This is a genomic window from Collinsella sp. AF33-16, assembly GCF_003475325.1.
GTDB lineage: Bacteria > Actinomycetota > Coriobacteriia > Coriobacteriales > Coriobacteriaceae > Collinsella.
Genome location: NZ_QRQC01000032.1, coordinates 1 through 16,787, shown reverse-complemented (window position 1 = coordinate 16,787; position 16,787 = coordinate 1). Strand labels below are relative to the sequence as shown.

Sequence of the window (16,787 nt, the reverse complement as noted above, 5' to 3'; positions counted from 1 at the left end):
AGCCTCCCATTTCTTGTGTCCAAGAAATGGGAGGCAGTTCACACTACGTGCGGCGGGGGTTCTTTCGTCCTGCGGAGTGTCCGCGAAGGTCAGCCCTCAGATCCTGCTACGACTACGTCCTCGGATTGTGGGGCTGAATGAAGGATGTGGCTGTGGGGGTGCCTTGTCCCGGTCGCTGTTTCGCGGCGTGGCCGCGAAACCACGCGCCACTTTGGGCATGGAGGGCTAGCTGATTGTGGCCTTCTGCTGCCCCAGTGCTGTTTCGCGCTTTGCGCGAAACATCGCAGCACTTTGGGCATAGTGGGGGAGTTGGTTGTCGCTGCCTTCTATCCCCTTGCTGTTTCGCGCCTTTGGCGCGAAAGGCGCAGTACTTTGGGCGTGGGGGCTGGCTTGCGGACTCAGATGACCTAGAGAGATATGGGTGCAAACGAGAAATCGTTGTTGGGGTCGTCCTTTTCCATAAACTCATCGAGACAGAATGTCATATAGATTGGAACGTAAAGGATCTTGCCCTCTTTGCAAAGGTTTTCGTGGCTCAGCACAACGGCCTCGGGAATTTTGTACTCGCCCACACTCATCAAACGGTCGAGGGCTGCATGTGCTCGAACTTTCTTGCCCGATTTGACTTCGATTGGGACAACATGCCCGCGGGCACCTTCGATTACAAAGTCGACTTCACCGACCTCACGCGTTTGGTAGTACCACGTATCTGCTCCGAGGGCAACGAGTTCCTGTGCGACCACGTTCTCATAGAGGCCGCCGAGGTTGGGGGTTTTCATGTCAAGGTAGACGGCGCGTGCCGTGCTGCCGGGATACCGCGATGCGAGCATACCTGTATCGGACTCGTATAGTTTAAAGGCCGTCGTTTTCTCCGTCCTCTTGAGAGGGCTTCGTGCCTCCGTCACCTGGGGGACCATCAATCCAACGCCTGCGTTCACCAGCCATAGGAAATCCTGCTCGTATTTTTGAAGACGAGCTCCCTCGCCTAGAGACGAGACGATAAAGCGATGGGACTCCGCCTCAAGCTGAACGGGAATTTGCTCGAAAATGGAGCGAACGTTAAACGCTCGAGTCGATGCATATTTAGAGATATCGCTTTTGTACTGATCGACTAGCTGAATTTGAAGCTCACGCGTTCTCACGAGCGAATAGCCCGAATCGATATAGTTCTGAACGACCTCCGGCATGCCGCCGCAAACGATATAGGCTCTAAAGTTTTTGAGCATCGCCTCATGAATATAGTTTTCGACGGGACGTCTCTCGACAAGGCGGCTGCGAATATCTGCAAGCACATTTTCGCTGACGCTGTTTGCCCAACAAAACTCTTCAAAATCCATCGGCCGCATAACAATGTGCTCGACATACCCTACCGGAAAAGAAGAGATCCCCTTAAACTCAGTCCCAAGCATAGACCCCGAGAAGACATAGCTAAAGCGTCCGTCCTCGACCAGCGCCTTCATAAGTGTAACGATCTGCGGATACTCCTGAATCTCATCGACGAAGATAAGCGTGTCTCCTTCAACAAGCGGTGCATCCGCAAGAAGGGCCACACGGTTGATGAAGTCAATGGAGTTCTTAGCGCCAACAAGTACGTCTCTTGCCTCGGCATCAAGTAGCAGATTGACCTCATAATACGAAGCGTAGTTGCTCTTTCCAAACGCGCGAATCGCATAGCTCTTGCCAATCTGACGCGCACCGGTAACAAGCAGGGCCTTATGGGAGTTATTCTTCCAGCTCAAAAGCCTATCAGTGACCTTGCGGCGTAGCATTAAAACACCTCATTGACAAAAATTGGCAAATAGATTTGCCCCTAATCATACAAAAATTGACAAATAGATTTGACCCAAATCATACAAAAATTGGCAAATAGCAAAGCTCACTTAGGCCTCAAAGCCAGCGAGCCAGCACGGTACTTTGCGAAAAGGCTGGCGGCGCCGTTGTTGAGGGTGGCCAGGTTGGCAGTGGCGCCGTTAGCGTTCTCGGCTGCTTGGGCGCGCAGGAGCGAAAGGGCGTCGGCAGCGTTCATGCAGAAGCCGACGGTAAAGTTCCATACTGCGAACTCGCAGTCGCTTGCCGCGGGGTGAAGCGCGATCGGCTATCCCTTATGTTGGATGAAAAGCCCCATGTTTTTGCAGGGGTGCATACTCGTCAAATTAATGTATAGAATCGCGTATAGTGCGAGTAAGATATTGCGCTGTCCGTTTTGTGTTTAGCAAAGATATAGTTTGCATAATCTGGTCTAATCCCTGCTCTATTTAAATAAAGTTGCACGTAAATGGCGTAGATATGCCTGAACTGGGCTTCTTTACGCTGAGCGGGTAAAATCGACCGTTCGCCGCTTAGGTATTTTCAAAATGAATAAAATGAGCGATAAAGAGAATATAAACCTTAATAAACTCGCGTATCGCACGGACGCGGGTTATTAATGGGTTGTAGGCCTTTTACAGAAAGGATTCCAGCAATGTCTAAGCCTCTTGGCAAGCCCGATCGTATTGTCGTCGCCCTCGGCGGCAACGCCCTCGGCAACAACCCCGTCGAGCAGATCGAGGCCGTGAGCAACACCGCCCACGCTCTCCTTGGTCTTATCGAGCAGGGCAACGAGATCATTATCACCCACGGCAACGGCCCGCAGGTCGGCATGATCCAGAACGCCTTCGCCGCTGCCCACGATGCCATCGGTACCCCCGAGATGCCGCTGCCCGAGTGCGGCGCCATGTCCCAGGGCTACATCGGCTACCACCTGCAGCAGGGCATCGGCCGCGAGATGCACAAGCGCTATAAGCGTTGGCACGCCGCCACCGTCGTCACCCAGATCGAGTGCGATCCCGACGATCCCGCGTTCAAGAATCCGACCAAGCCGATCGGCCCCTTCTACACCGAGGAGCAGGCCAAGGAGTTCATGGCCGAGGATCCCTCCAAGGTCTTCGTCGAGGATTCCGGCCGCGGCTGGCGTCGCGTCGTCGCTTCCCCCGATCCCAAGAAGATCGTCGAGGCTGACTCCATCCTCAACCTGCTCGACAACGAGTTCATCGTCATCGCCTGCGGTGGCGGCGGCATCCCCGTCGTCCGCGACTACGAGAACAAGGGCTGCTACAAGGGCGTTCCCGCCGTCATCGACAAGGACCTGGGCGGCGAGCTGCTGGCCGAGGACTGCGACGCCGACGTTCTGTTCCTGCTGACCGCCGTCGAGCATGTCGCCATCAACTTTGGCAAGCCCAACCAGGAGGAGCTCGAGGACCTCACCGCCGACGAGGCCGAGCGCCTGGCCGACGAGGGTCAGTTTGGCAAGGGTTCCATGGAGCCCAAGGTCCGCGCTGCCATCAAGTTCGCGCGTTCCCGCAAGGGCCGCACCTGCATCATCGGCGCACTGGACAAGGCCGCCGAGACCATGGCCGGCCTCTCCGGTACCCGCATCCACGAGTAGTCTCTGCTCTGTTGCCTCTCTCGTGGGCGCCAGGCAAAGCGCCTACAAACTAGCCTCTCTTCATGAGCCCCGCAGTCCGCTCCGACTGCGGGGCTTTTGCTATTCAGCTAGTCATTAGGGACGTTCTTAAATGACTAGTCAAACAAGAGCGTCCCCAATGACCACTCATTTAAGTCTGTCCCCAATGACTAGTAGTAGGCCCACATGGCTTCGATTTCGTTAAGGACCTCTACGACGCCCCAGCGACGGGCGCTGCGGCTGGCCGAGTTGGGGTCGTAGACGCCAATCTGGTTGGCATCGTCGATGCCGTAGAGCACGATGTAGTGGCCTACGTTGGTAAACGTACCGGGGCGCACTGCGGCGATAACGGGCGCACCCGAGCGAAGTGCTTGGGTAATCGATTCGCAATCGTTATAGAGCTGTGTTCCGTTGAGCCCCAGCTGCCACGCACCGCCTGTCATAAACGACCACTCGGTGGCACCAGTGGGGGCGTAGTTGCCGGCTTCGGCCAGTGCGCATATATCGACCGGCGTCTTATCGGTGTGGCCGGTCTTAAAGATATAGACCATGGTGAGGCAAGTGGGGCCGCAAGCGTTTTCGCGAATAGTGCCACCGGCATAGGGCAGCTCCGACCATGCGGGGTCAATTTGGTAGATGTGGGGCATGGTGCCGGCCTGCCATTGCGAGCGTGGGGTCGAGAACGCAAAGGAGTAACCGGGCGCGACGGGAGCTTTAAGCAGCTTGTCCTCGGCAGTGGGCTCAAGACCGGCTGATCCGTGCGAGATACAGGATCCCAAAAACACAAAGACGAGGCAGGCGGCAATGGAGCAAAGCGCAAGGCGTAGACGGCGGGCTGGAAGTGCGTGGCTTGTGGTGTGCGACGCGGGGCGAGGGGCGGAATTGCCGCGATTGCGTTGAGGTGGCGAAAAGGAGCGCTTAACGTAGTGGTCGGTCGTACGGCAATCGTAGCGGCGCGGCTGCGATGTGTCGGTCTGGCGTTGGCGTGTGCTCGTGCTCACGCGGTCTGACTGCTGCGCGGTACGGCTTTGTTGCCGAGAAGAAGCCCCGGGCTGCTCTTGGGGGCGCTGCTGGTTGCCGTTGTCGGAGGTGCTTCTGGGCGTTGGCGTGGTGCGGCCGGCAAGGCGCACGCTTTGTGGCCGTTGGTCGCCGTCATTGTATCCGTATGCCATTCGAATCACCTTGCCTCATGTGTAACTTGTCTATCCTACATAAAAAGAGGCGCGACACATGGGTATGTGCGCCAAAAGCCTGACAAATGGTATGAACGTTGCCGCGCCGCGCGCCAAGCGTCACGGCAACAGGTATTCAAAAGCAGACAAGATGAAAGCGTCCAAGACGGATGACGTCTTCCGCCGTTCGTCCCAAAAACGGCGCCGCTCGTTTTGCAGTTCTGCCTTCGGTCGAGCCACAAGCGGCGCTGCTGTGCCAAGGCCGTATCTTAAAGCCACGAAATAAAAGCGCGCGGCAAAACAGACCGCGCAAGGGGTGACGCCAAAGAGGCGTCAATAAGGAAAGGAGGGGAACAATGGCGGACAAGAACGCAGAAGTTGCAGTCGAAGGTAACGGCGGCATGAAGAAAACGCTTTCGCTCTGGAACTTCTTCACCATCGGTTTCGGTGCCATCATCGGAACTGGCTGGGTTCTGCAGGTCGGCGACTGGATGGTCGTGGGCGGCGGTCCCGTTCCCGCTATGATCGCATTCCTCTTGGGTGCAATCTTTCTCGTGCCCGTCGGAGCTGTTTTCGGTGAGCTCACGGCTGCTATCCCCATCTCGGGCGGCATCGTCGAGTATGTCGATCGTAGCTTTGGCCGTACGCTGAGCTATATCACCGGTTGGCTCCTGGCCCTGGGCAACGGCATCCTGTGCCCGTGGGAGGCAATCGCTATCTCGACCCTCGTGTCCGAGATGTTCGGCAGCCTGCCCGGTCTTGAGTGGCTGCGTGCTGTCAAGCTCTATACCATCCTGGGCGCCGACGTTTACCTGTTCCCGACGCTGATCGCGCTCGGCTTTGCAACCTACGTCATCTTCCTCAACTTCCGCGGTGCCAGCTCGGCCGCCAAGCTGCAGGCCTTCCTGACCAAGGCCCTGCTCTGCGGCATGCTGCTCGCCATGGGCGTCTCGCTGTTCACCGGCTCGCCGGACAACGCCATGCCCGTGTTCTCCCAGGTCACCGGTGCTGGCGGCGGCAAGCCTGCTACCGAGGGCACCAGCCTGTTCGCAGGCATCGTTTCGGTCCTGGTTCTGACCCCGTTCTTCTACGCCGGTTTCGACACCATTCCTCAGCAGGCTGAGGAAGCGGCCGAGGGCCTCAACTGGAACAAGTTCGGCAAGATCATCTCCCTGGCCCTGCTGGCCGCAGGCGGCTTCTACATGGTCTGCATCTACTCGTTCGGCACCATCCTCGACTGGCATGAGTTCGTTAAGAGCCCGGTTCCCGCGCTTGCCTGCCTCAAGGGCATCAACATGCTCCTGTACCTGGCCATGCTCGTCATCGCCACGCTTGGACCCATGGGCCCGATGAACTCCTTCTACGGCGCCACGAGCCGCATCATGCTCGCCATGGGCCGAAAGGGCCAGCTGCCCGAGAAGTTCGCCGAGGTCGATCCCAAGTCCGGCGCTCCCAAGCTCGCCTGCGTCGTTCTGGGCGTCATCACCGTCGTCGGTCCGTTCCTGGGCAAGAACATGCTCATCCCTCTGACCAACGTGTCGGCTCTCGCCTTCATCTTCTCCTGCGGCATGGTCGCCCTCGCTTGCCTGCGCATGCGCTTCACCGAGCCCGACCTGCCTCGTCCCTACGAGGTGCCCGGCGGCAAGTTTGGCATCAGCCTCGCTATCGTTGCCTGCGGCACCATCATTGGCCTGCTCGTGATTCCGTTCTCTCCCGCCTCCCTCAACATGGTGGAGTGGAGCATCGTGATCGGCTGGCTGGCCATTGGCCTGGCTCTTATGGCCTTCACCAATTCCCGCAAAAAGTAACGCCTAGCCGGGGCGGATCGGGTGCGCGGGATCCTCTCTTCCGCGCACCGAACCCGGCACCACTTGGGTAGTTTTGTGAGGCCTTAACCCAACACGGCCTCGCCCACTATATGGATCCATAAGGAGGAACCATGTCCACTAAGTATGCAATCGTTGGCGGCAAGCTCATCGACGGTACCGGTGCCGAGCCGGTCGAGAACTCCCTCGTTCTCGTCGACGACAGCGGCAAGATCGAGTATGCCGGTGCTATGCAGGACCTTCCCGAGGGCGTTGAGGTTATCGACGCCGCCGGCAAGACCGTCCTTCCCGGCCTGATCGACACCCACCTGCACTTCTCGGGCAACCTGACCGACGATGACACCGATTGGGTTATGCAGCCGCTCCTCGAGAAGCAGGCCGTCGCCGTCAAGCAGGCCTACGACTGCCTCACCCACGGCCTCACCACCGTCTGCGAGATCGGCCGCTTTGGTATCCAGATCCGTGACTGCATCGACAAGGGCGTCTTTAAGGGCCCGCGCGTTCTGGCCACCGGCCTGGGCTTCTGCCGCGTTGCCGGTCACGGCGACTCCCACCACTGCACCCAGGAGCTCAACAAGGAATCCCACCCCTGGGGCGACCAGGTCGATGGTCCTTGGGATCTGCGCAAGGCCGTTCGTCGTCGCCTGCGCGAGAACCCCGATGCCATCAAGATCTGGGCTACCGGTGGCGGCATCTGGCGCTGGGACTCCGGTCGCGACCAGCACTATTGCTCCGAGGAGATCCAGGCCGTGGTCGAAGAGGCAAAGATGGTCGGCATCCCCGTGTGGAGCCACTGCTACAACAACCACGCCGCTGCCTACGATTCCGTTCGCTTTGGCTGCGAGCAGCTGATTCACGGCTTCGATATCGATGAGCGCACCATGGACCTCATGGCCGAGCAGGGCACCTTCTTCACCCCGACGATCGCCTTCCTGCCCACCTGGTACGCCACCTATCCGCCCGTCTACGTCCCCGAGCTGCACGACAAGTACGAGGGCACCCTGGTCGAGAAGGAGCTGCAGCGCAACTACGACTGCCTGCGCGAGGCCAAGAAGCGCGGCGTCGTCATGACGATCGGCTCCGACTCCTTCTCCTTCGTCACCCCGTACGGCACCTGCTCCATCGAGGAGATGTACGAGTTTGTCGACAAGATCGGCTTCACCCCGGTCGAGACCATCACCTGCGCCACCCTCAACGGTGCCAAGATGTGCCACATCGAGGACGAGACCGGTTCCATCGAGGCCGGCAAGTGCGCCGACCTGCTGGTCGTCAACGGTGACGTCGCCGCCGACATCCACGTGCTCAACACCGACAACATGGACGTCATCATGAAGGACGGCTGGATCGTCGAGGCTGGCACCTTTGGCGAGGCCAACAAATACAGCGCCTAAGATACCGTTTGTCGATGGCTGGATGTAAAACACAGTTTTTGATTGCATAATGCAATGGAGAGGGTCGCTTGCGGCCCTCTTTATTGCTATGGGGTGCGTCAGTAAGAAGGAGATGACGGTGGATCTCAATAGGCTGATTCTGGGCAAGAGCTACAACTCTACCAAGGTCTTTCGTACCGCTCAGCATGTGGTTCAAGCCATCTTGCTCGGTATTGTCGTTCCGCTGCTTATCCTGCTGCTCATCTGGGATCTAACCGATAATCCCAATCCTGTTCCGGCCGTTGTCGTCATTGCCGGCTTGGTCATGCTGTGCTTCTTCTTCTCGTACGTCTTTGTCGTTCCCGATGACCTCACATCGAGCGCAACCGACCGCACGCTCGCCATCGCTTCAAAAATATTCGCCTACACGTCGCGCGGCCTTACGCCCGAAGCTGCCCTGGGCGCCTCTAAGATCATCCTGTCCGAAACTATCGCCTCTGCCATCTGCTTTACCGACGGCAAGCAGGTGTTGGCAAGCTGGGGCGAGGACTCGGCAAAATGCCCCGCGGGCACCCCGGTGGTACTGCGGACTACGCTCAACGTGATCAACAGCGGTGAGCAAAGCGTTTTCTCGCGCGATGCCTCGACCGAGACAGGTGGCTACTTTCCGCGCCTGCGCGCCGGTATCGTCGCACCACTCACCGTGCGCGGGCATTGCGTGGGCACGCTCGAGCTGTATTATCCCCGTCTGAGCAGCATCGATATGCGCCAGACGGCGCTTGCCTCGGGCTTTGCCGACCTCATTTCCACGCAGCTTGCAAGCTTTGAGCTCGAGCGCCAGGACGAGCTTACGGCCCGCGTGGAGCTGCGCGCCTTGCAATCGCAGGTCGATCCTCATTTTCTATTCAATACCATCAGCACCATCGTGTCGCTCGTACGTACCGAGCCGGACAAGGCCAGGTCGCTGCTGATCGACTTTTCCAATTACTACCGTCAGACGCTTTCTGATTCCGATACCCTCACAACGCTCGAGCACGAGGTGGAACAGGGCACTCGCTATATCAATCTTATGCAGGCTCGTTATGGCGACGGCCGTCTGCGCGTCTCGGTCGATATCGACTTTGAGGTGCGCGATTGCATGGTGCCGCCGTTTATCTTGCAGCCGTTGCTCGAAAACTGCATCAAGCACGCGCAGCGCGAGACCGAGCCGCTTTCTATTCATGTTAGGGCTTTCGAGACCGATGACGGTTTGGAGATCATCGTCGAGGACGACGGCATCGGTATGAGCGAAGAGGTCTGCGCGCATCTGTTTGAGCAACATCGCCGAGAGGAGCCCGAGAGCATTACCGCCGACGGCTCCGTCAAGCGAGGTTGCGGCCTGGCGCTCTTTAACGTGCTTCAGCGCATCCATTTCTTTTACGGAGAAGATTCCGGCATGCGCGTGAAGTCCCAGGAGGGCGTGGGAACGCAGGTCATCGTCGAGCTGAACGGCGAGCCGCATGAGCCGGCGCCGTTGACGGCGTAGCACGCGGTTGGATTGAGAGAAAAAGAGGGGAAGCACATATGTCCGAAGGCTGGAACATCTTGGTGGTTGATGACGAGCCCCCAATTAGGGCTGAGCTACGCTATCTGTTGGAAAAGGATACGCGTGTGGGCCAGATTGCCGAGGCGGGCAATGTCACCGAAGCCGTGGAGTCGATTCTGTCGAACAAGCCCGACGTGTTGTTTTTAGACATTACCATGCCCGGTCGCTCGGGAATTGAGCTTGCCGAGACGCTGCAGAACCTAAAGACGCCGCCGGTCGTGGTGTTTGTGACGGCATTTGCCGAGTATGCGGCTGATGCCTATAACCTCGATGCCGTCGATTATGTCGTCAAGCCGGTTGAGGACGCACGCCTGTCAAAGGCACTCGACAAGATCGAGGCGGCCTTGGGTGTCCGTCGTGTTATCCACGCTCCGCGCCAGCCTTTGCGTCTGACGGTGGACCGCGGGGGCAAAAAGGTGTTCATTCCCGTCGCAGACGTCTGCTACTTTGAGGCGCGCGCCGATTTTTGCAACGCCATCTGCGCCGAGGGAACGTACCTGATCAATGAGTCGATCTCTTCGCTCGAGCGTCGCTTGGACTCCGAGGGCTTTATTCGCGTTCATCGCAGCTACCTGGTCAATTTGGAAGACGTGCACAATGTTGAGATTGGCTCCACGGGGCTGATGGAGCTCAGGCTCGACCGCGCGAGTTCGACGGTGCCCGTGTCCCGCCGTCGCGCTGCCGAGGTTAAAGCACACTTGGGGCTTGCGTAGACGGTCTGCGTGCTGTCGTTTACCATCGCAGGTTTGGCATGGGCGCGCGGTGGGCATAATGGGTGGCATCGAATGAAATCGAAAGGATCATTATGCCCGCGCTTATCACCCATCATCTGTTTGGCGAGGAAAGCATCGACCGTCTTCCGCAGGGCGTCATCACGTCCGATGAAGAGCGCATTGCCTTTATCTTGGGCAACCAAGGCCCCGACCCGTTTTTCTTTCACATTCTGACACCGCGTGTTTCCGACTGCACGCTGCTGGCGCAGGTCATGCATCGCTCGCGCATGTCTCGCCAGTTCGCGTGCCTGCGCGACGGCGTGTCGCATCTGCTGCCGCGCGACGCCAGCTTGGGTCGCGCCTTTGCGCTGGGTCTGCTGTCTCATTACGTGCTCGACCGCAACGCCCACCCCTTTGTCTATGAGCAGCAGTTTGGCATCGTGGAGTCCGATTCAGAGCTTGAGGATTCGAGCAGTCAGGTCCATGCCGTGATCGAGAGCGACCTGGATGTACTGATGCTGCAGCTTAAGCGCGATGGCGCTACGGTCGACGATTACCCGCCGGCGGGCGAGATCGTCACCACCGATCGCATCAGTCGCGTGGCCGGCGTGCTGATGAGCTATGTTGCCGGACGCGTGTACGGCATTGACATTCCGGCGGGGGAGTACGGTGCTGCCGTTGCCAATATGCAGCGACTTTACCGTGCGATTGAGCCGGCCGGCTCCGTAAAGACGCGCGCGATCTCGCTGGTTGAGGGGTTGGTGCACGACTACTCGCTGCTCGACGGCCTTGCCCATCGCGTGACGACGGAGCTGCCCGAGCGCACCGGTAACCTGGGCCATCTGACATGGAAGAATCCCTTTACCGACGAGGTCTCGAACGAGAGTTTCCCCGAGGTCTTTGATCGCGCGCTGGTCGATTACGAGTGCACGGTCGCGCGTTTTATCGAGACCGGTGACATGGAGGCCGTGACCGGTCACGTCAACTACAGCGGCCGCGTGCTCGGCACCGACGAGGAGTTCGACCGCGAGGAGTAGGGTCCGCTCCTGTCTCTTTGCCGAATCCTTACCGGCGCCTCCGTGCAATTGGGGTACGATGAACTAGCTGCATATCGGGCGAATACGAAGGGTCCCTGTCCATGAAATACACCAAGCTCGAGCGTAACTGGGTCATGTACGATGTGGGAAACTCGGCCCTCGTGCTGCTCAATACCTCGGTGGTGCCCATCTACTTTAACGCCATCAATACCGGCGCTTCCTCGGCAGACCTGGTGGTCGCTTGGGGCAACGCGCAGACGATTGCCTCGCTGGTCATTGCCATGCTCATGCCCATTCTGGGCGCGCTTGCCGATTACGCCGGCAACAAGATCAAGTTCTTCTTGGGCTTCTTCCTCACGGGCCTGGTTCTTTGCCTGGCGCAGGCTATCCCAATGTCCGCCATGGCATTTTTGACTGTGTACGTGCTGTGCACCATCGGCCTCAACTCTTCTATGACGTTCTACGACGCCATGCTGCCCGACATTACCACCGACGAGCGCATGGACGTCGTGTCCAGCTCGGGCTATGCCTGGGGCTACATCGGTTCCACCGTGCCGTTCATCATCTGCCTGGCGCTTATCATGGGTGGTCCCGCTCTTGGTGTCCCCACCATGCTGGCAACGCGTCTGTCGTTTATCATCACTGGTGCCTGGTGGCTCATCTTTGCCCTGCCGCTCATTCGCACCTATAAGCAAAAGTACGGTCGCGAGCGTGGTCCCGAGGACACCATCGGCCACATCGTGGGCGGTGTGTTCTCCGAGGTCGGACACACCATGCGCGAGATCGCCCACAACAAGACCGTGCTGGTCTACATGATCGCGTTCTTCTTCTATATCGACGGTGTGCACACGGTCATTTCTATGGCCACCAGTTACGGATCGGCCTTGGGCATCGATTCGACGCAGCTGGTCCTGGCGCTGCTCGTCACGCAGTTTGTTGCTTTTCCGTCTGCCATCATTTACGGCAAGCTCGCCGGACGCGTGGGCACGCTCAACATGATCCTGGTGGCGGTCGCCGCCTACATGGGGATTGTGCTGTTCGCCGCGTTCTTCCTAAAGACCGCCTTTGAATTCTGGGTGCTTGCCATTATGGTCGGCCTGTTCCAGGGCGGTGTGCAGGCGCTCAGCCGTAGCTACTTTGGCCGCATTATCCCCAAGGAAAAGTCCAACGAGTACTACGGCTTCTTTGACATCTTTGGTCGTTATGCAAGCGTTATGGGCACCTTCCTGGTGTCGGTCGTCACCTCGCTGACCGGCAACCCCTCGCTGGGCGTCCTGTCTATCGGCGTGCTGCTGGTGGTGGGCTTTATGCTGCTGGTCCGCTTGTCCCGCATGACTCGGGCGGCAGGGCATGCCGCATAGGAGCGAGCGGCTATTGTGCCTGTCCACGGTACTCTTTTGGGGTTATCCGCAATAAACATTGCGACTTGCGAGCAATGATTTGTCCAAGTGGGTATGATGGAATCAGCTAGGTCGCGGGGCGTCGCCTGTGTTTGGCGGCGTCCCGTTTTTGTGTTGCAGGGAGGGTAAGGCATGAACGCCACGGTCGTGATTCCAACGTATTGGGCGGGCGATGACGCTTGCGCAAACGCCCCTGGCACCTATGACCATTCGACACGACTCAACGCCGACAATCCCGAACTCGACCGCTGCCTGGCCTCGCTTGAGCAGGTGCGCGACATCCCGCGCATCATCCTTTTGGTGGTCTGTCCTGTTTCTGCCACAGCCGATGTGTCGCTGCGCGTGCACGAGATTGTCGACGCGCATCCCACGCTCAAGGTCACCGTTGTCACCAACACCCAGGCCTCGCGCATCGCAGACCGGGTTGCTCAGATCGCGCCCAAGGGTTCGGGCGAGTGCGTGAGCCTGCGAGGCTACGGTGCCATCCGCAACATGGGGCTAGCCTGTGCCGCTGTGCTGGGGCATGACGCGGTTATCTTTTTGGATGACGATGAGGCTGTCATCGACGCCGACTTTATGAAGCGCGCGACCTATGCGTTGGGGCAGCAGACGCGTCAGGGCTTGCCGATCTTGGTCAAGAGCGGCTATTTCTACGATCGCGACGGCTCGCCGCTGGCTCCCACGGACAAGGCGGGCATCTGCCATCGTTGGTGGACCAAGCGCATCGAGTTCAACCGTTGGATGAAAAAGGCGCTCTCGGGCACCCGCATCTCGCGCTCCAACTACGTGTGCGGCGGCCTGATGGCCCTGCACGCCCGCGCCTTTACGCGTGTGGCCTTTGACCCGTTTATCACCCGCGGCGAGGACTTGGATTACCTCTTTAACATGCGTATGTTTGGCTACGACGTGTGGTTTGATAACGAGTGGACCGTGCGCCATCTGCCTCCGGAGTCCGAAAAGCGCTCACCGCGCTTTATGCAGGATGTATACCGTTGGTACTACGAACGGGCCAAGTTGACGTTCGCCGCGCATCAAAAGGAGCTCATCCCCGTTACGGCGGCATCGCTCATGCCCTACCCGGGCCCGTGGATTTCGCGCGAGCTCGACGACCGCGTGCGCAAGACCGCTATGGTCCGCAGCGTGTTTACCCGCGAGCATGAGGGCTACCTGCGCATCTGGCGCCATGGTATCGACGAGGCAAAGGCCTATGCGCGCCAAAACGCTGCAAGCTATCTGCGTTTCCAGAGCTTTTGGCCCAAGATCATGGACGGGCTTTGGCGTGACGCACAACTGATCAGTATCCTGGAGGGGGCCGAATGATCGACCGCCGCGCCCAGCGCGATAGTTCAATATCAATCTTTCGCATCATTGCCGTTGCCTGCGCCATTTGCGTGCTGGTGTACTTTATTTTTGCCTTGGTGACCGGTATCGAGCCGATCGCCACGGTGATTGCCTGCGCGCTGCTGTGCATCTTTCTGTGCATCTTTATCTTTTTGACGCTCAATCCCGATTCGGTGCGCTCCCAGTACACCGAGGAGACGCTCTCGGTGGCCTCGGCCATGCTCGAGGACATTAAGGGCGGTCTGACGCAGGAGTCGGCGCGTTTGGTGTGCCGGCGCATTTTGCCCGAGACGCGCGCCATGACGGTGGCCATCACCGACGAGGGCAACGTGCTTGCCTGCGCGGGCGAGTTTGAGGAAAAACTGCTGCCCGATACTCCCATCCACACGCTTGCCACACGCTACGTTATCGAACATGGCATCGTGCAGTCGTTCAACCGTATGGTGGATGTCGTGGGCTCGGACGGCTCGCACAACCAAGTCCCCGCCGGCATTATCGCCCCCATCAAGGTGGGCGATCGTACCGTCGGTACGCTCAAGTTCTACTACAAGACCCCGCGCGCCGTCGACCGTACCCAGTACGCGCTTGCCTCGGGCTTTGCCGAGATCTTGTCCACACAGCTCGCCATCCACGAGCTCGAGGTGCAAAAGGAGCTCACGGCGCGCGCCGAGGTGCGTGCGCTGCAGGCGCAGATTAACCCGCACTTCCTGTTCAACACGCTGAACACCATTGCATCGTTTACGCGCACCGACCCGCTGCGGGCTCGCGAACTGCTTCGTGAGTTCTCATCGTTCTATCGTGCCACGCTCGACAACTCGGGATCGCTTATTCCGGTCTCGCGCGAGGTCGCACAGACCAAGCGCTACCTTACCTTTGAGAAGGCCCGCTTTGGCGAGGACCGCGTGCTTGCGACGTTCGATGTGTCCGAGGACGTGGAAGATACGCTGGTGCCGGCGTTCGTGATCCAGCCGATTGTCGAGAACGCCGTACGTCATGGTATGGGCGATGACGACGCCCTGAGGATCGACGTGACCGTTCACCAAGACGGCGAGGATGCAATCTTGATTGCCGTGGCCGATAATGGCGTGGGCATGGATGAGGGTACCGCCGCCAGACTGTTTGACGAGCGCTCTGCCCGTCCCGACGCCAGCTCTCCCCAGGGTGGCGGCGCCGGTGTGGCCATGCACAATATTTCGGAGCGCATCCATCGCTTTTATGGGCCGCACTCCTATACGCGTGTCGAATCGGCGCCGGGCAAGGGCACCAAAGTGCTCCTTCATCTTGATTTGTCAGAGAGCATCTTTGACATTCAAGAGTAAAATAAAAGGCTACGGGCTCAACGTCATGCGACGGATGCCCGGCGTAGTTAGTTGACGAAAGGTTTTATCCCTATGCTGCGTGCGATGATTGTGGATGATGAGGCGCCGGCTCGCTCGGAGCTTCGCTTCCTGCTCGAGCAAACGGGCAAGATCGGCACGATCACGGAGGCGTCGAGCGTCCGCTCCGCCATCGAGATGCTTATGGAAAGTCGCGTGGATGTCGTGTTTCTCGATATCTCGATGCCCGGTGCCTCGGGCCTGCAACTTGCCGAGGCGCTGCATAAGCTCAAAAATCCGCCGGCGATCGTGTTTGTGACTGCGTATAGCGACCATGCGGTCGAGGCATTCGACGTGGATGCCGTCGATTATCTGATGAAGCCGGTCGAGGAAGCTCGCTTGGATCGCGCGATCGAGAAGGTCATGCAACGCGCCAAGCCGGTTACGGACAGCAAGGTGACCATCGAGCGTATCCCGGTGGAAAAGGGTGGCCGCAAGGTGCTCATTCCCGTGGACGACATTCGCTTTATCATGGCCAAGGACGATTACTCCTGCATCTATACCGTCGATGATCGCTTTTTGTCGACGACCTCGCTGGCGCAGTTTGAGGCCAAGCTCTGCGACTTTGGCTTCTTCCGTGTTCACCGCCGCTATATCGTCAACTTGGCGTGCGTCACGGACGTTGAGACGGTGCCCTCGGGCGCCATCCAGCTGGGCATTACGGGCGTCGACGAACGCGTGCCGGTTTCGCGCCGCCGCGTCGTGCCGCTCAAGAAGGCTCTGAGTCTCTAGCACACTGGCCCCGCAGCCCTGTAGACCCATCGTCTGCGGAGCCGTGGGGCCTTTTTTGTATGTATCTGCCGAATCGTTTTTTGCGGAAGGGATCCCATGAACAGTGCAAGCGCCAAGCGTATTGACATCATCTCGGACACCCACGGCTATCTTTCGCCTGCGCTCCTGGATGAGCTTGAAGGCGCAGACCTGATTATCCACGCCGGCGACCTCACGTCAGAGATGGACTACGAGCACCTATGCACCATCGCCCCCGTGCGGGCCGTACTGGGCAACAACGATTACTACCGCGACTACGGCCCCGATGTAGACCGTCTTGCGCTCTTTACTTACGAAGGCCTCAAATTCGCCGTAGCCCACTACCGCGAAGACCTTCCGGTGGGATCCGTAGACGTAGCCATCAACGGCCACACCCACGTAACCAAAGAAGCCCAAGTGGGCCGCTGCCTAGTCCTCAACCCGGGCAGCGCCAGCTACCCCAGAGGCACCCGAGGCCCCACCATGGCCAGAATGCTCGTCAAAGACGGCAAGATCCTAAGCACCAAGTTTATTGACTTGGACTAACCGCAACAAAAACGGGGGATGCAGATGCGTCCCCCGTTTCCATTTGAGCCAAAGGCAGAGCTTCAGCAAGATCCTTAGACAAACCCCGCCGCGGAGAACGGGGCCGCCGAGCCGCGAAGCGGCGAGGAACAACAACGACTCGAACAAAGTGACGACAGGGAGGGTCTCCGGGGCTGGGGGCGGGGGTTAAGTTTGTCGCGAGTTCCGCACGCAAAGGAAAGCACTTAAT

The 16,787-nt window shown here is 58.8% G+C and carries 15 protein-coding genes; 12 read left to right on the top strand and 3 right to left on the bottom strand.

All coding sequences use genetic code 11. The features are described 5' to 3' along the window. Window positions 1–407: 407 nt before the first annotated feature. Complete coding sequence (locus DWZ52_RS09370) at window positions 408–1,769, bottom strand: ATP-binding protein (protein ID WP_117584183.1); 1,362 nt, start codon at window positions 1,767–1,769, stop codon at window positions 408–410. A 107-nt stretch (window positions 1,770–1,876) separates the two neighbouring features. Next, on the bottom strand, window positions 1,877–2,026 hold the full coding sequence (locus tag DWZ52_RS10045; protein ID WP_158551673.1) for a hypothetical protein: 150 nt from the start codon (window positions 2,024–2,026) through the stop codon (window positions 1,877–1,879). 435 nt (window positions 2,027–2,461) lie between these two features. Here DWZ52_RS10045 and arcC point away from each other — a divergent pair, with 435 nt between their 5' ends. Next, entirely contained in the window at window positions 2,462–3,424 is a 963-nt protein-coding gene (arcC, locus tag DWZ52_RS09365) for a carbamate kinase (RefSeq protein WP_006235166.1), read from the top strand. A gap of 188 nt (window positions 3,425–3,612) precedes the next feature. On the opposite strand, the gene DWZ52_RS10180 is transcribed toward arcC, so the two are convergent. Continuing rightward, window positions 3,613–4,614, bottom strand: coding sequence for a C39 family peptidase (locus DWZ52_RS10180; protein ID WP_233503860.1), 1,002 nt, complete (start codon window positions 4,612–4,614; stop codon window positions 3,613–3,615). A gap of 58 nt (window positions 4,615–4,672) precedes the next feature. On the opposite strand from DWZ52_RS10180, the gene DWZ52_RS09975 reads away from it, so the two are divergent. From DWZ52_RS09975 to DWZ52_RS09310, 11 genes are all read left to right on the top strand, one after another. Next, on the top strand, window positions 4,673–4,900 hold the full coding sequence (locus tag DWZ52_RS09975) for a hypothetical protein (RefSeq protein ID WP_158572443.1): 228 nt from the start codon (window positions 4,673–4,675) through the stop codon (window positions 4,898–4,900). 70 nt (window positions 4,901–4,970) lie between these two features. Beyond that, on the top strand, window positions 4,971–6,422 hold the full coding sequence (locus DWZ52_RS09355) for an APC family permease (protein WP_118385411.1): 1,452 nt from the start codon (window positions 4,971–4,973) through the stop codon (window positions 6,420–6,422). A gap of 131 nt (window positions 6,423–6,553) precedes the next feature. Next, window positions 6,554–7,831, top strand: a complete 1,278-nt coding sequence (locus DWZ52_RS09350; protein ID WP_117584177.1) for an amidohydrolase family protein — start codon at window positions 6,554–6,556, stop codon at window positions 7,829–7,831. 112 nt (window positions 7,832–7,943) lie between these two features. Further along, window positions 7,944–9,335 carry a sensor histidine kinase gene (locus tag DWZ52_RS09345; protein ID WP_226790488.1) on the top strand — a complete coding sequence of 464 codons (1,392 nt, stop codon included), beginning with the start codon at window positions 7,944–7,946 and terminating at the stop codon, window positions 9,333–9,335. A gap of 38 nt (window positions 9,336–9,373) precedes the next feature. Beyond that, window positions 9,374–10,108 carry a LytTR family DNA-binding domain-containing protein gene (locus tag DWZ52_RS09340; protein WP_117584175.1) on the top strand — a complete coding sequence of 245 codons (735 nt, stop codon included), beginning with the start codon at window positions 9,374–9,376 and terminating at the stop codon, window positions 10,106–10,108. Between the two features lie 92 nt (window positions 10,109–10,200). Next, entirely contained in the window at window positions 10,201–11,145 is a 945-nt protein-coding gene (locus DWZ52_RS09335; RefSeq protein WP_117584174.1) for a zinc dependent phospholipase C family protein, read from the top strand. 101 nt (window positions 11,146–11,246) lie between these two features. Beyond that, window positions 11,247–12,506 (top strand): MFS transporter, encoded by a 1,260-nt coding sequence (locus DWZ52_RS09330; RefSeq protein ID WP_118385410.1) that lies wholly within the window; start codon window positions 11,247–11,249, stop codon window positions 12,504–12,506. A 171-nt stretch (window positions 12,507–12,677) separates the two neighbouring features. Beyond that, complete coding sequence (locus DWZ52_RS09325; protein ID WP_118385409.1) at window positions 12,678–13,865, top strand: glycosyltransferase; 1,188 nt, start codon at window positions 12,678–12,680, stop codon at window positions 13,863–13,865. Beyond that, window positions 13,862–15,205 carry a histidine kinase gene (locus tag DWZ52_RS09320; RefSeq protein ID WP_117584171.1) on the top strand — a complete coding sequence of 448 codons (1,344 nt, stop codon included), beginning with the start codon at window positions 13,862–13,864 and terminating at the stop codon, window positions 15,203–15,205. The genes DWZ52_RS09325 and DWZ52_RS09320 overlap by 4 nt, the downstream gene beginning before the upstream one ends. 72 nt (window positions 15,206–15,277) lie before the next feature. Beyond that, window positions 15,278–15,994, top strand: a complete 717-nt coding sequence (locus DWZ52_RS09315; RefSeq protein WP_006235156.1) for a LytTR family DNA-binding domain-containing protein — start codon at window positions 15,278–15,280, stop codon at window positions 15,992–15,994. Window positions 15,995–16,090: 96 nt separating this feature from the next. Next, window positions 16,091–16,558, top strand: a complete 468-nt coding sequence (locus DWZ52_RS09310) for a YfcE family phosphodiesterase (RefSeq protein ID WP_117584170.1) — start codon at window positions 16,091–16,093, stop codon at window positions 16,556–16,558. The last annotated feature ends 229 nt before the right edge of the window (window positions 16,559–16,787 follow it).

Excerpts from the sequence above, each read along its gene's own strand:
- arcC (WP_006235166.1), top strand. The coding sequence starts at position 2,462 with ATGTCTAAGCCTCTTGGCAAGCCCGATCGTATTGTCGTCGCCCTCGGC.
- DWZ52_RS09975 (WP_158572443.1), top strand. The coding sequence starts at position 4,673 with ATGGGTATGTGCGCCAAAAGCCTGACAAATGGTATGAACGTTGCCGCG.
- DWZ52_RS09350 (WP_117584177.1), top strand. The coding sequence starts at position 6,554 with ATGTCCACTAAGTATGCAATCGTTGGCGGCAAGCTCATCGACGGTACC.
- DWZ52_RS09335 (WP_117584174.1), top strand. The coding sequence starts at position 10,201 with ATGCCCGCGCTTATCACCCATCATCTGTTTGGCGAGGAAAGCATCGAC.
- DWZ52_RS09330 (WP_118385410.1), top strand. The coding sequence starts at position 11,247 with ATGAAATACACCAAGCTCGAGCGTAACTGGGTCATGTACGATGTGGGA.
- DWZ52_RS10045 (WP_158551673.1), bottom strand. The coding sequence starts at position 2,026 with ATGAACGCTGCCGACGCCCTTTCGCTCCTGCGCGCCCAAGCAGCCGAG.
- DWZ52_RS09315 (WP_006235156.1), top strand. The coding sequence starts at position 15,278 with ATGCTGCGTGCGATGATTGTGGATGATGAGGCGCCGGCTCGCTCGGAG.
- DWZ52_RS09355 (WP_118385411.1), top strand. The coding sequence starts at position 4,971 with ATGGCGGACAAGAACGCAGAAGTTGCAGTCGAAGGTAACGGCGGCATG.
- DWZ52_RS10180 (WP_233503860.1), bottom strand. The coding sequence starts at position 4,614 with ATGGCATACGGATACAATGACGGCGACCAACGGCCACAAAGCGTGCGC.
- DWZ52_RS09340 (WP_117584175.1), top strand. The coding sequence starts at position 9,374 with ATGTCCGAAGGCTGGAACATCTTGGTGGTTGATGACGAGCCCCCAATT.
- DWZ52_RS09345 (WP_226790488.1), top strand. The coding sequence starts at position 7,944 with ATGACGGTGGATCTCAATAGGCTGATTCTGGGCAAGAGCTACAACTCT.
- DWZ52_RS09370 (WP_117584183.1), bottom strand. The coding sequence starts at position 1,769 with ATGCTACGCCGCAAGGTCACTGATAGGCTTTTGAGCTGGAAGAATAAC.
- DWZ52_RS09320 (WP_117584171.1), top strand. The coding sequence starts at position 13,862 with ATGATCGACCGCCGCGCCCAGCGCGATAGTTCAATATCAATCTTTCGC.
- DWZ52_RS09325 (WP_118385409.1), top strand. The coding sequence starts at position 12,678 with ATGAACGCCACGGTCGTGATTCCAACGTATTGGGCGGGCGATGACGCT.
- DWZ52_RS09310 (WP_117584170.1), top strand. The coding sequence starts at position 16,091 with ATGAACAGTGCAAGCGCCAAGCGTATTGACATCATCTCGGACACCCAC.